We start from the raw sequence: 13,436 nt of genomic DNA on the forward strand, positions 1-13,436 counted from the left end.
GATCAACCGAACGGCCCATCCGTGATCGCTTGACACGATCGGATGCCCCTGCGAGCATTAACTGGAAGTCACTGGTGGGGCCGTTTAAGTAACGGCATTCGGTCGAAGCGCGATTCCTGGACCGAATATTCTTCATGCCTTCGATCGACTTCGCGTCGAAGGTGTGTTCATGGGGAATCTGGTCGGCACTATTTGCTGGCCTGCAAGTTGTGTTCGGTGCGCAGGAGTAGTTCATCGACCGATGTGGGAGTGGAACCTGTCCGTACGGTTCCGCTGGGGATAGTTTGGAACGAGACTGCGAGGACCGCGTATTAGCGTGTGCCATGGTGATGGTCGTTCTCGTCCCTCGTTGGCGAACTTCCTGTCGAGGCGCTTAGATGTCAAGCTATCAAAATACTTTGATTGGTTCTCGCGTGAGTAAAACAGGGATGACCTTCTCTTCTTTATGTGTTGAAGAACGTGGAACGAATACTTCCGATGCGATGACACTGAGCCGATGACGTCGTCCACCGTCTGGTGTTCTGGCGATGCCGGCCGGGGTGGGCCGCCACGGCCGGTTCATGCCGTGCGGATCAGCTCGTTGGCCCGATCGGCATCTCCGCGCCAGGAAGGCACTGACGAGGCCCACGTGAGGTTACTGGCCGACTGCGGGGTGGTTCTCCCGCCCATCTTGGTGCACCGGCCCACCATGGGCATCATCGATGGGGTCCACCGCGTCCAGGCGGCGATCTTGCGGGGCCAGAAGGAAATTGACGCGGAATTCGTCGACGGCAGCTCCGAGGACGCCTTCGTGCTCGCGGTCAGGGTCAACGTCGACCATGGTTTGCCCTTGTCACTGGCGGACCGCAAGGCTGCCGCCGAACGCATCCTCGACACCCATCCAGACTGGTCAGACCGCGCCATTGCCGCTGCGGTCGGACTGTCGCACAAGACCGTCGGTGCGATCCGGCGGCGTGCGAGTGGGGAAAAATCCCACTCGCACGCCAGGGTCGGACGTGACGGAATCGCCAGGCGCCTCGACGCTACCGCCGGTCGCAGGCGGGCCGGCGATCTGCTCGCCGAACGGCCCGATGCGACGCTGCGTGAGATAAGTGCCGAGGCCGGGGTCTCCACCAGTACGGTGCGTGACGTTCGCGACCGCCTCCGCCAAGGCCGCACTCCTGTCATCGAGCAGCGGTCGCGCACGGGAGGCAGGGAATCGGCGGCGCCGGCGAAAGCCGATCACCTCGAGATCTTGCGGAGATTGCGGGCGGATCCGTCGCTGCGATTCACCGAGCACGGGCGTGCGCTGCTGCGAAGTCTCGATGTTTGGATGGCCGACCCGAATAAGTGGCCTGCCGCGGCAAGCGTCCCCGACCATTGGGCGTCCGTCCTTGCCGACCTTATCGACGAGAGCGCGCAAGCCTGGAAAGATCTTGCCAGCCAGCTCAGGCGACGAATTTCCAATTAATAGCATGATGGAGGTGCGAGCGCACCATTGTCATGCCGGGAAATCTCCTGCTAGCTTCGGCTCGGTTCCGGTGCTCGCTCCAGTGATTGAGTAGTGAATATTTCATTCGCGGGTTGACATGGGGGAGAGGGTTTCTCGATGAGGGACGACTTGCGGCTACCGTTGGGTGACGTGCGCCTTGCTCAAGCAGCCCAGCAGCCACGTTGGCAGGATGACGACGTGGCCGATCGGGTGGTCGAAACCTTGCGAAACGCGCCACCGCTGGCTTCGGTGTCTGAGACCAGACGATTGCAGGAGCAACTGGCGCATGTTGCTCGGGGAGAGGCCTTCCTGCTGCAGGGAGGTGATTGCGCGGAAACCTTTTCCGGCAATACCGAAAGCCATCTTCGGTCGAATATACGGTTGATGCTGCAAATGGCGGTCGTGCTCACCTACGGGGCGTCGATGCCGGTGGTCAAGGTGGGCAGGCTGGCCGGGCAATTCGCCAAGCCGCGCTCGGCGGAAACCGACGCGGCCGGGCTGCCCTGCTACCGCGGGGACATGATCAACGGGATCGAGGGCACCGCGCTGGCACGACGGCACGACCCGGCCCGGATGCTGCAGGCCTACAACCACGCCAGTTCGGCGATGAACCTGCTGCGCTCGATGACCGCGCACCGGGTCACCGGCCTGCACGAGGTGCACGGCTGGACCAAGGATTTCGTGCGTACTTCGGGCGCGGGCCCTCGGTATGAGGCCTTCACCGAGAACATCGACCGCGCCTTGCGCTTCGTGGACGCCTTCGACGTCGATCTGGACGGGCCGCGGGCGAACGAGATCTACTGCAGCCACGAGGCGCTGGTACTGGACTACGAACGCGCGCTCACCCGGCGCGCGGAGTCGGCGTGGTACGACTCCAGCGCGCACTTCCTGTGGATCGGGGATCGGACCCGTCAGCTGGACGGCGCACACATCGCCTTCGCCGGTGAACTGGCCAACCCCCTCGGGGTCAAGATCGGCCCGAGCGCCGCGCCTGAGCAGGTGGCGGAGTACGTGGACCGGCTGAGTCCGCAGAACATCCCCGGCCACCTGACCCTGATCTGCCGCATGGGTTCCACCCGTATCCGCGATCTGCTGCCGCCGATCATCGAGAAGGTCTCGGCCACGGGGAAGCACGTCATCTGGCAAAGCGATCCCATGCACGGGAACACCATCACCTCGAAGCAGGGGCTGAAGACGCGGCAGTTCGACCGAGTGGTCGACGAAGTACTCGGTTTCTTCGAGGTCCACGACCGCCTCGGCACACATCCCGGTGGGATTCATCTCGAATTCACCGGGGAAGACGTGACCGAATGCGTCGGCGGCGCACAGAACCTCACCGAAGCGGATCTTCCCGGCCGCTACGAATCGGCCTGCGATCCGCGCCTGAACAGTCATCAATCGCTGGAACTGGCCTTCCTGGTCGCCGAAATGCTCCGTAACAGGACGGCGTGGCGCCCGTATGCCACCGCCCCCTCGACCTTGGCGGTGACGTCATGACCATCAGGCACATCGTCCTCTTCAAACTGAAATCGGGAATCGAGCCCGACGACCCGCGGGTGCTGTCCGCCATGGCCATGTCGCGAAGTCACGGCAAGCACATCGACGAGATCCAGGAATGGTGGGCGGGCCCGGACGTCTCCCGTCGCGACATCTCCTACGACTTCGCGGTCGAGGGCGTGTTCGCCGACATGGACGCGGTCGCACGGTACGCCGTGCACGCCCACCACCAGCAGGGCGTCGCGCTGTGGCGCGAGTTGGCCACCTGGGTGGTCGTGGATCTGGACGAACGGTTCGCCGCACAGGAAACGGACTAAGAGGGGGCGAGATGTACACGATCTTCCATCCCGAACAGGACACACTGGTCCGCGATCTGCTGGCCAGGCACGAAGAATTCGAGCGGGGGGAGTGGGATGCGGGGCGGCTGGCCGACCACCAGCGCGAGGAACTGCGGGCGACCCTGCGCTACGTCACCGAGAACTCCCCGTTCTACCGCAAGCACTTCGCCCGGCTGAACACCACCGACGTCGACGGGTTCGAGCTCGCCGACCTGGCCGGCCTTCCCTTCACCACCAAGCAGGATCTCCGGGAGAACCTGCTGGAGATGTTGTCGCGGCCGCTGACCGAGGGCTGGGTGTTCTACGAGACGACCGGCACCACGGGCCGGTCCACCCCGTGCCCGCGGGACAACACCGACAGCGCGGTCAACAACATGGCGCTGACCGTCAACTACCGCGACGTGCTCCGCGCTCACCCCGGACGGCACCTCGTCGCGATCATGGGGCCGACCGAACTGCACTCCACCGGTGACACCTTCGGGGAGGTGTTCCGCAATCTGGGGCACGCCGTGGCCAAGATGTGGCCGCATTCCCCCGTCGTCGGTTTCCGTCGCGCGCTGGAGCTGTTGCGGGAGCTGCGGGTCACCGGCCTGGTCTGTACCCCAGGCATGGCGATGTCGATGGCCAACGAGGCGCGCGCGCTCGGACTGGACACCCAGCGCGACTTCGGGCTGCGTTTCATCATGGTGGTAGGCGAACTGGTCACGCCGGCGCTGCTGGACAACATCGGCTCGTTGTGGTCGGCCAAGGTCTACAACTGCATGTACGCGTCGCAGGAGGCCTCGATCATGGCCGCCGTCCGCGCGGACGGGTTGCTGCGGACGGTGCCGCTGAACAACTTCTACGAGGTCGTGGACCCGGAGACCGGCGCCCCGGCTGAGCCTTCGGCCGACGGCACCCGGCTGGGCGAGCTGGTGGTGACCCATCTCTACCGGGGCAGCAAACCGCTGATCCGGTACCGCACCGGGGACCTGGTGCGGCTGAGCCCGCCTGCGAGCGCCGCCGACTACCCCTCCCCGACGCTGCGGCCGGTGGGCCGGGCGCGCGACATGGTGCGGCTGAACGGCGAGCCCACCTATGCCTACGATCTGGAGCAGACCGTGCTGGCCCACGTCTCCACCAGCCTGGCCTACCAGATCGTGATCGACAACGACGGCGCCGACCGGCTCACCGTGCGGGTGGAGTGCCCGCGGCCCACCGACGTCGACGAACCGGCGCTGCGGGCGGCGGTGCGGCGGCGGTACGGCATCGAGCCCTTGGTGGTGCTGGAGGACATCGGGTCGATCGCCGGCACCGGCGCGATGGTCAGCTGGAAGGCGTCCCGGGTGCACGACCGGCGGGTCGAAGCGGACAGCGAACGCCTGGCGGCACTCGCGATCGCGGCGCGCCGGGATGCCCGGTGACCGCGCTCGTCCCCTTGGCAGGGCCTTCGGTCGGCGTCACGCCCTACGTCTACCACCAGGGCCGGATCCAGCTCTACGAGGACGTCGGTTTCACCGCTGGGACGCAGGGCCTGCACTACGGCACTGGCGTGTTCGAAGGGATCCGCGCGTACTGGCAGCCGGAAACCGCGCAGCTGCACGTCGTCCGGCTAGCCGAGCACTACCGGCGCTTCCTCGCGTCGGCCGGGATGCTGCGCCTGGAGATCGCCGAGTCGGTGGACGAGCTGTGCGCGGCGACGGCCGAACTGTTGGTGCGTAACGACTACCGGGGCGACTGCTACCTCCGGCCGATCGCGCACAAACTCGCCCTCCTGCCGGGCGCGTCGTTCGGCGTCAAACTGAGCGGGCTGTCCACCGCGCTGTCCGTCTATGCGGTGCCCATGCCGCGCGCGCCGCTGAGCCGGAGCGCACGGGCGCAGGTCTCCTCGTGGCGGCGCATCCCGGACACCGCGCTCCCCGCTCACGGCAAGATCACCGGCTCGTACGCCAACGTGGCGCTGGCCGTGGACGAGGCGGAGTCGAACGGGTACGACGAGGCGATCCTGCTCAACGTCCGCGGCACGGTGGCCGAAGCGGGCACCGCGAACGTGTTCCTGGTCCGGGATGGGCACCTGATCACGCCGCACGAGGGCTCGGACATCCTCGCCGGGATCACCCGGCGCTGCGTGCTGGAGATGGCCGTGCGCCTCGGCGATCGCACCGTCGAACGGGAGGTCGCCCGGTCCGAGCTCTACACCGCCGACGAGGTGTTCCTGACCGGGACCGGATGCGAGCTCCTGCCCGTCACCGAAGTGGACGGCCGTGTCGTGGGCGACGGGCGAATCGGCCCGGTGACGGCGCGGTACGCCGAGTCGTACCGGGCGGCGGTCACCGGGCAGGCGAGCGAGTACGCACCGTGGTCGACCACGGTCCAGCTGAACGATCCAGCGAACTGAGCATTGTGGGGGGTCAATGAGCACCATGACAGGGACGTCCATCCTCGACGTCGAAATTCCCGCCGAACTGCCCGCCGCCCCGATAGCCACGCTCGGGCCAGAGGGCACCAGCAGTGAGGCCTCTTCCCGCTACCTGGGCACCCAGCTGGGCACCCGGTTCGGCAGACCGGGCTCCGACTGGCCGGTGCAACTGCACGATCGGTACGAACTGGCCGGGAACGCGGTGCGAACCGGCGCGGCGGGCTTGCTGGTGGTGGCGAACGCCTATCACGGTGTGTCCGAGTTCTACATGGATCCGCGGCTGAGGATCCTCGGGGCGTACGTCTTCGACACCCCGCTGTACGGCATCGCCGCCGCCCCGTCGTCTCCCACCGCCGGCCCGGTGCGCATCGCCAGCCACCCGGCTCCGGTGCCGCTGATCCACGAACTGCTGGACGCCGACCGGTTCGACGTCGCGGAGATCATCCGCTGCGATTCGACCAGCGCCGCGGCGGCGACGGTGGCCAGTGGCGAGGCGGATCTGGCGCTGACCACGAAACCAGCCAGCGAGTTGCACGGGCTGACGCTCATTTCCCGCGTCCGGCCGATCCGGATGCTCTGGTCGATTTTCGCTCCCTGGCCCGCGGAACGGCGCCGTCAAGGCCTGTCGGCCGACGGCAGCCACCCCTCCCCGCAAGAAAGGTGAGACAACCCGTGACATCGAGCATCGAGCCGAATGGGAGCGACCGAGCCGGCCTCGACATCGACGCCCTGCGCCACAAGTACCGCGCCGAACGCGACAAGCGGCTACGGCCGGATGGGCGGCGTCAGTACGTCCGGCTGGGAAACCAGTTCGACAAGGCACTGGGCGACCCCTACACGCCGGTGATCGCTCGTCCGCCCCGGACCGAGCACACGACCGTCATCTGCATCGGCGGTGGTTTCGCCGGGCTGGTGACCGGGGCCCATCTGAAAGAGGCCGGGATCGGCGGGGTCCGCATCGTCGAGCAGGGCGGCGATTTCGGCGGGACCTGGTACTGGAACCGCTACCCGGGGGCACAGGCCGACACCCATGCCCTCGTCTACCTTCCGCTGCTGGAGGAGACGGGCTACGTACCGATCGAGAAGTACCCCCACGGCCCCGAAATCCTGGAGCACTGCCGTCGGATCGGCAAGCACTATGACCTCTACGACGACGCGTTGTTCCACACCGCGGTCACCAAGGTGACCTGGGACGAGGCCGACTCGCTCTGGACCGTGTCGACCGACCGCGGCGACCGACTCACGGCGCGGTTCGTGGTGATGGGGATCGGCCCGCTCAACGTGGCCAAGCTGCCGGGGATCCCCGGCATCGACCGCTTCCGAGGACACTCATTCCACGCCAGCAGGTGGGATTACGGCTATACCGGGGGCAGTCCGACCGGCGACCGGATGGACCGGCTGGCCGACAAGCGGGTCGCCATCGTCGGCACCGGGGCGACGGGTGTGCAGTGCGTGCCCCACTTGGCCGAGGCCTGCGGCGAGCTGTACGTGTTCCAGCGCACCCCTTCATCGGTGGATGTGCGCGGCAACGGGCCCATCGATCCGGACTGGTTCCACCGGATGGCCGAGCCTGGCTGGCAGCAACGGTGGATGGAGAACTTCGCCGTCAACTACTTCGGCGGCGACGGCGGCGAGGACCTGGTGATGGACGGCTGGACCCTCCCGGGCAAGCGCGTCCGGGCGGCGATGAGCCTGCTGTCCCCGGCCGAGCGGACCCCCGAGGCGCTCGCCGCGGTCCGTGAGCGGGTCGACTTCGAGAAGATGGCGGAGATACGGGACCGGGTCGAAGCCGTGGTCGAGGACCGCGAAACTGCTGAGCAGCTCAAGGCTTGGTACTCCCGGATGTGCAAGCGACCGTGCTTCCACGACGACTACTTGGCGTCCTTCAACCGGCCCACGACTCACCTGGTGGACACCGAGGGCAAGGGGGTCGAAGGCCTCACCGAGACCGGTCTGCTGGCCGGTGGGCGGGAGTGGGAGGTCGACTGCGTCGTCTACGCTTCCGGGTTCGAGGTCGGGACGTCCTACACCAGCCGTGCCGGATACGAGGTCACGGGCCGCGGCGGGACGACGCTCAGCGAGCACTGGGCGGACGGGATGCGGACGTTCCAGGGGCTGCAGGTCCACCGCTTTCCGAACGCCTTCGTCGTCCAACCGTTCCAGGGAGCCAATTTCCTGAACAACATCGGCCACGATGTCACCGAGTCGGCGAAGACCGTCGCCACCCTCGTGCGGCACACGCTGGATCGGGGACACCGTGCGGTGGAGCCCTCCCACTCGGCCGAACAGGCTTGGCACGACATGCTTTTGGCCGGTACGGAGAACTTCCGGGTCTCCCTGGAGTGCACCCCGGGTCTCTACAACAACGAGGGAATGCCCGCGGACAACTCCCACCGGCTGAACTCCGGCTATCCCGGCGGGCCGATGGCCTACTACTCCTACATCCAGGGGTGGCGGGCGGCGGGAACGTTCGACGAGCTGGAGTTCCGGTGACCCGTTCTCGTGGTTTCTTCTCTCACGCGGGGATTTCACAGCAGGGGATCTTGCTACCTGGGAGGGTTCGACATGGTTGACCGCGGCTGGGACCTGATCGTGGTGGGCGCGGGGTCGGCGGGTGCGCCGCTGGCGGTGCGCTCCGCTGAGCGGGGCAAGCAGGTCCTGCTCCTGGAGGCGGGCTCGGACTGGCAGGCGGGGCAGCTTCCCGAGGTGTGGCGGTCTCCGAATCCGCTGCTGGCCAGGCTTCAGCCGGAGGCCGCCGCAGGGCTGTTGTGGGAGGGGCTGGTGGCCGCCCGGACCGACAAGCAGCAACAAGCGCCGTACAAGCGCGGCCGGGGCATGGGTGGTAGCTCGTTGATCAACGGGCAGATCGCCATCCGGCCGCCGATGGAGGATTTCGAGGACTGGGTGGGCCTGGGCGCCGCCGGATGGTCGCCTGCCGACGTCTTGCCGTATTTCGCGAAGCTGGAGGATGACGAGGAGTTCGGCGAGGCGTCTTACCATGGGCGCGGCGGCCCGACCCCGATCTTCCGGACACCGCGGGAGCAGTGGGGCGCGGTCGATTCCGCACTCGCCCGCGCGGCGCTGGCGTCGGGCTACCCGTGGGCGCCGGACGTGAACGCGCCGGGCGCGACCGGGGTCTCCCCGTACCCGATCAACTCGCGCTCCGGCCTCCGGGTGTCGATCAACGATTCCTATTTGGACACGGCGAGGGACCTGCCCGGCTTGACGATCCGGGGTGACACGCTGGTGGACAGGGTCGTGTTCGAGGGCGACCGCGCTGTCGGGGTCCGCGTCGTCGCGGGCGGGACGGCGAAGACCGAGTACGCCGACACCGTGGTCCTGTCCGCGGGGGTGATCCACACCCCGGCGATCCTGCTGCGGTCGGGCGTGGGACCCGCCGACGAGCTGCGCTCGCTGGGCGTCGAGGTGCGCGCCGACCTGCCGGTGGGACGTGGCCTGCAGGACCATCCGATGGCGACGCTGGTGCTGCCGCTGACCGAGGCCGCGGCCCCCCGGTCTCAGCACGACCGACACACCAACGTCTGCGTCCGCACCGGCTCGGCGTCCGGGACGGTCTCGAACGACCTGATGCTGGTCTCGGACAACCAGACCGGCGCCGGACTGGGGGCGATCAGGATCTGGCTCAACCAGAGCCACTCGCGTGGGCTGGTGACGTTGACCTCGCCCGACCCGATGGCGCAACCGCTGGTGCGTCAAGGGATGCTCGCCGACCCCCGCGACCTGCGCCGGTTGCGCGAGGGGGTGCGGACGGCGGTCGAGCTGACCCGCCGTCCGGAGATGGCCGAGATCCTGGCGGGGCCGATGGCGAAGGCGAACGAGGTCTTGTTCGCGGCTTTGGACAACGACAGCGAGCTCGACGACTACCTGCTCGCGAACGTCGTCGATCCCGGGCACAGCACCAGCACGTGCCGGATGGGCGGGCCAGGACGACCCGACACGGTGGTCGACCCGTCATGCCGAGTGCTGGGAGTGGACGGCCTGCGGGTGGTCGACGCATCCGTCTTCCCGTCCGTCCCGCGAGCCAACACCCACCTGACGGCCATCATGGCCGGCGAGCTGATGGCTGACAGGCTGGACTGAGCCGGTCGGCTGGATGAGGGAATGAGAGTATTTATGGCTACTGCGGACGTGGTGATCGTCGGGGCGGGTGTGGTGGGGGCCTCGGTCGCCTATCACCTCACGCAACTGGGGCACGATCGGGTGACGGTGCTGGACGCCCGTGACCGTGCCGCCCTGCCCGGCTCGACAGGGCTCGCTCCCGGCTTCGTCGGACAGCTCAGCGCCACGCCCGAACTGGCCGCCCTGGCCACGGACAGCGTCGCCACTTACCGCGAACTTTCGTCAGTGGCGCCCACACCGCTGTTCTGGCAGGTCGGCTGCTTGGAGATCGCGACCGGTCCCGCTCGCCTGGAGCAGGCCCGCCACGATGTCGAACACGGGCGCCGCCTGGGCATAGAGGCGCACGTGCTCGACGCGGCCGACGCGATCGCGCTGGCCCCCGCGCTGGTCGACGCCGAACGAACACTGGGTGCGCTGCACATCCCGTCCGACGGCGCCGCCGATCCGGTCGCCCTCACACACGCGCTGGTCGACGCGGCGGAGCAGGGCGGCGCCACGTTTCGCTGGAGTACGCCGGTACGCGCGCTGGAGGCCGACCGAGGTCGGGTCGTCGGCGTCCGCGCGGGCGAGGACGGGGGACTGCTCAGGGCCGATCGGGTCGTGCTCGCCGCCGGCATCTGGGGGCCGGTGCTGGCGGCCGACGTCGGGGTGCGGCTGCCCATGGTGGCCGTCGAGCACCCTTACGTTTTCACTGCCGAAGTGGCCGCCCTCGACGACATTCCCCTCGACGCCCCGATCGTGCGCTATCCCGAGCAGGCGATTTACACCCGCCGTCATGGCCGTCGTTATGGACTGGGGACCTATTCGCATGCCCCGCTGCCAATGTTTCCCACGCCCGCGCTCAAGTCGGCGGAACGCCCCTTCCGGGAAACCCACTTCGGCGCCGCCGTCGCGGAGGCGGCCGCGCTCGTTCCGGCCTTCCGGGAAACGGCATTGGGTCGTCAGCTCAACGGGGTGTTCGCCCTGACCCCTGACGAACTCCCGCTCGTCGGCCCCGCGACCGAAATGCCCGGCTTGTGGTTCGCGGAAGCATCCTGGGTGACCCACGCCGGAGGTGTCGGCCGCCAGCTCGCGAACCTGCTCCTCGAGACTGGTGACCAGCTCGTCCCGCCGGAACGGCTGGCCCCTGATCGCTTCGCCGACCGGAGCGATCATTGGATCCGCGAGACCGCGCTGAGCAATTACCGGGGCATCTACGATGCGCACTGAACAGGGCCGGGAGTAGCGCGTGATCCACCGCGTGATTAAGCTCGACGGTCATGAAGCATCAGTGCTTGTTCTGCGGGATCGTGGCCGGCGATATCCCCAGCGTGAAGGTATTCGAAGACGACACGACGTACGCCTTCATGGACATTAACCCGGCTTCGGACGGCCACCTGCTGGTCATTCCCAAACGTCACAGCAAGGACCTGCTCGAGATCGAAGGCGAAGACCTCGCCGACGTCACGCTGGCGGCGCAACGGATCGCGAAGGCAGTGGTCAAGGAGTTCGGCGCCGACGGCGTGAACCTGCTGAACTGCTGTGGTGCCGATGCTTGGCAGACCGTGTTTCACTTTCACCTGCACGTGATTCCGCGCTACGTCGACAAAACCAAGGACCGGCTGGTGCTGCCGTGGCAGCCGGGAATGGGGGGCGACAAGGCGACGATGGCCGCTTTGGGCGATAGGCTCGCCGCGGCGATCAGCTGACGATTCGTCAGATTCGGGGAGGTTGGCAGCGAACTGTCAGCCTCCCTTTTCATGCGTGCCTCGACCGCGCTGGAGACATTGCCACGCCGCTGCTCTTCGCTTAATATTCCTGTGGAACATTTCACGGCATAAGGGGGGCGAACGATGCTGACAGATGAAAGCCGGGAACTCACTTACGAGACGGGTTTCCTCAGCAAGGACAGGCCGAGTGAACTCACCCGGCTGCGGGCGCTGGAGCGCTCGATGGACCCGACCGCGATCGCCATTCTGGAAAGCCTGCCCGTCCAGCCGGACTGGCACAGTCTTGAAATGGGGGCGGGTGCGGGTTCGATGGCCTATTGGCTCGCCGAGAGATGTGCCGCGGGCAGTGTCATCGCCGCCGATCTCGACCCCCGCTATATCGAAGCAGACCGGCTGCCGAACCTCGAGTCGGCCAAGGTCGACCTGGCTTTCCACGAGTTTCCCGCCGAATCGTTCGACCTGGTCCACGGGCGCATCGTGCTCTCCCATATCCCGGAGCGCGAGGAGGTCCTGCGCAAGACGCTGGACTGGCTCAAGCCCCAGGGCTGGCTGATGGTCGAGGACATGGTCGTCTTCCCACAGCACGAGGGAACGCGGTCCGCGTTCGCCCCGTTCCTCGAAGCGTTGACGCGCAGCAGCGCACTTCAGGGCAGCGACGCGACCTGGTCCCGGCGCATGCCTAACAGCCTTGTCGCACTGGGGCTCCTCGATGTCCAATTGCGGACGACGCCCATGGTGCTGGGCCTCGGTGGGCCTTCGGATGATTTATGGCGGCTCTCCATCGAGCAGTTCGGCCCTCTCTTCGTGGAGCGGGGAACAATGACTCAACAGCAACTCGACGCTCTTCACGCCGCTTTGGCCAAGGGGGAACTCCTGGATTTCTCCACGGTCATCGTGTCCGCGTGGGGTCGACGCCCCTGATCGTCGCGGCGGCAGTTCGTCACCGAACCCGCCGCGTGCCGCCCGTCATCCACACTTTCCCTTGGCGGTTTTGGCCGAGGAACTCGCCGACGACTCCACGCGTCTCGACACTCCGCGGACCGGCGACCTGTGCGGACATCTCGGTGCCGTCATCGCCAGCTCCTACCGCGTGCTGGAGACGGGAACCGCTGACGCGTTCCAGCGACTGGCATCCATGATCGGGCCGGGCATCGGACTCCCCGCGGCGGCGCGCCTGATCGAGCAGCCGGGCTCACGGACACGAACGATGCTGGACGAACTGGAACGCCTGCACTTGGTACAGCAGCTGGAAACCGAGTACGACAACCTCGTCGCGGCGAGCACCGCGGCCGCGCAACTCGGCTGGAACGACCACGCATGGCGACTGGCCGACGCGTTGTGGTATTTCAGCTACGCCCGCGGACACGGCACCGACTGGATCGACACCCTCCTCACAGCACTGCGGGCAGCACGCCGCCTCGGTGACCGTACCGGTGAGGCGGCCACCCTCAAGCAACTCGGCAACGCGTCCCTCCAATGCGGCCGTCCCCATGATTCCTCCGCTACGGCGAGAATCTCGGGACATCAGCAGGGATGCACGAAAAAACGGTGTCCATCATCTCCACGCGTCAACCTTAGGCTGCCTGAGCACAGTGCTCGCACAGCTCGGACACATCGAGGACGCCCTTCAGTGCGGCGAAAAGCAACAGCGACCGTCGAACACCTAGCCGCCGTCCACGGCGTCGTGAACGGAGCCGACGAGCCGGACTTCAGTCTCGACTCCGTCCGAGGATGTGTTCAGGCGAGTTACGGCGTCACGCTCCGGATCACCGGTCGCCACGAGGAGGCGCTTGCCCACCTTGACGGCGCCCTGCCCTTCGTTCGCCGATGAGTCCGGCGCCAGAGAAGTGACCCTCGCGCCGCCGAGGCTTGCGGGCTGCGAG

General features: G+C 67.1%; 12 protein-coding genes. All 12 read left to right on the forward strand.

What is annotated here, in order from left to right; translation table 11 throughout:
* Positions 1-688 precede the first annotated feature (688 nt).
* Positions 689-1,450 carry a hypothetical protein gene (locus tag B0293_RS04475; RefSeq protein ID WP_245820049.1) on the forward strand — a complete coding sequence of 254 codons (762 nt, stop codon included), beginning with the start codon at positions 689-691 and terminating at the stop codon, positions 1,448-1,450.
* Between the two features lie 138 nt (positions 1,451-1,588).
* Positions 1,589-2,968, forward strand: a complete 1,380-nt coding sequence (locus tag B0293_RS04480) for a class II 3-deoxy-7-phosphoheptulonate synthase (protein ID WP_077241230.1) — start codon at positions 1,589-1,591, stop codon at positions 2,966-2,968.
* Positions 2,965-3,285, forward strand: a complete 321-nt coding sequence (locus tag B0293_RS04485; protein WP_005166221.1) for a Dabb family protein — start codon at positions 2,965-2,967, stop codon at positions 3,283-3,285. Before B0293_RS04480 ends, B0293_RS04485 begins: the two co-directional genes overlap by 4 nt.
* 11 nt (positions 3,286-3,296) lie before the next feature.
* Complete coding sequence (locus B0293_RS04490; protein ID WP_005166220.1) at positions 3,297-4,709, forward strand: phenylacetate--CoA ligase family protein; 1,413 nt, start codon at positions 3,297-3,299, stop codon at positions 4,707-4,709.
* Positions 4,706-5,683, forward strand: a complete 978-nt coding sequence (locus B0293_RS04495; protein ID WP_005166218.1) for a branched-chain amino acid transaminase — start codon at positions 4,706-4,708, stop codon at positions 5,681-5,683. The genes B0293_RS04490 and B0293_RS04495 overlap by 4 nt, the downstream gene beginning before the upstream one ends.
* Before the next feature lie 16 nt (positions 5,684-5,699).
* Positions 5,700-6,368, forward strand: coding sequence for a hypothetical protein (locus tag B0293_RS04500; RefSeq protein ID WP_063936670.1), 669 nt, complete (start codon positions 5,700-5,702; stop codon positions 6,366-6,368).
* Positions 6,369-6,376: 8 nt separating this feature from the next.
* Positions 6,377-8,197, forward strand: a complete 1,821-nt coding sequence (locus B0293_RS04505) for a flavin-containing monooxygenase (RefSeq protein ID WP_005166214.1) — start codon at positions 6,377-6,379, stop codon at positions 8,195-8,197.
* A gap of 72 nt (positions 8,198-8,269) precedes the next feature.
* Positions 8,270-9,805 carry a GMC family oxidoreductase gene (locus B0293_RS44640; RefSeq protein WP_005166212.1) on the forward strand — a complete coding sequence of 512 codons (1,536 nt, stop codon included), beginning with the start codon at positions 8,270-8,272 and terminating at the stop codon, positions 9,803-9,805.
* A 33-nt stretch (positions 9,806-9,838) separates the two neighbouring features.
* A complete protein-coding gene (locus B0293_RS04515) occupies positions 9,839-11,053 on the forward strand; it encodes an NAD(P)/FAD-dependent oxidoreductase (protein WP_005166211.1) in 1,215 nt (404 codons plus the stop codon).
* Between the two features lie 50 nt (positions 11,054-11,103).
* Positions 11,104-11,532, forward strand: a complete 429-nt coding sequence (locus tag B0293_RS04520) for an HIT family protein (protein WP_039919552.1) — start codon at positions 11,104-11,106, stop codon at positions 11,530-11,532.
* A 144-nt stretch (positions 11,533-11,676) separates the two neighbouring features.
* Positions 11,677-12,474 (forward strand): class I SAM-dependent methyltransferase, encoded by a 798-nt coding sequence (locus B0293_RS04525; protein ID WP_005166209.1) that lies wholly within the window; start codon positions 11,677-11,679, stop codon positions 12,472-12,474.
* A 70-nt stretch (positions 12,475-12,544) separates the two neighbouring features.
* Complete coding sequence (locus tag B0293_RS42930; protein ID WP_005166208.1) at positions 12,545-13,384, forward strand: hypothetical protein; 840 nt, start codon at positions 12,545-12,547, stop codon at positions 13,382-13,384.
* Positions 13,385-13,436 lie beyond the last annotated feature (52 nt).

The sequence above is a fragment of the Amycolatopsis azurea DSM 43854 genome, from assembly GCF_001995215.1.
GTDB lineage: Bacteria > Actinomycetota > Actinomycetes > Mycobacteriales > Pseudonocardiaceae > Amycolatopsis > Amycolatopsis azurea.

Coding starts and splice junctions, on each gene's coding strand:
- B0293_RS04490 (WP_005166220.1), top strand. CDS start 3,297: ATGTACACGATCTTCCATCCCGAACAGGACACACTGGTCCGCGATCTG.
- B0293_RS04475 (WP_245820049.1), top strand. CDS start 689: ATGGGCATCATCGATGGGGTCCACCGCGTCCAGGCGGCGATCTTGCGG.
- B0293_RS04500 (WP_063936670.1), top strand. CDS start 5,700: ATGAGCACCATGACAGGGACGTCCATCCTCGACGTCGAAATTCCCGCC.
- B0293_RS04480 (WP_077241230.1), top strand. CDS start 1,589: ATGAGGGACGACTTGCGGCTACCGTTGGGTGACGTGCGCCTTGCTCAA.
- B0293_RS04485 (WP_005166221.1), top strand. CDS start 2,965: ATGACCATCAGGCACATCGTCCTCTTCAAACTGAAATCGGGAATCGAG.
- B0293_RS04520 (WP_039919552.1), top strand. CDS start 11,104: ATGAAGCATCAGTGCTTGTTCTGCGGGATCGTGGCCGGCGATATCCCC.
- B0293_RS04515 (WP_005166211.1), top strand. CDS start 9,839: ATGGCTACTGCGGACGTGGTGATCGTCGGGGCGGGTGTGGTGGGGGCC.
- B0293_RS44640 (WP_005166212.1), top strand. CDS start 8,270: ATGGTTGACCGCGGCTGGGACCTGATCGTGGTGGGCGCGGGGTCGGCG.
- B0293_RS04525 (WP_005166209.1), top strand. CDS start 11,677: ATGCTGACAGATGAAAGCCGGGAACTCACTTACGAGACGGGTTTCCTC.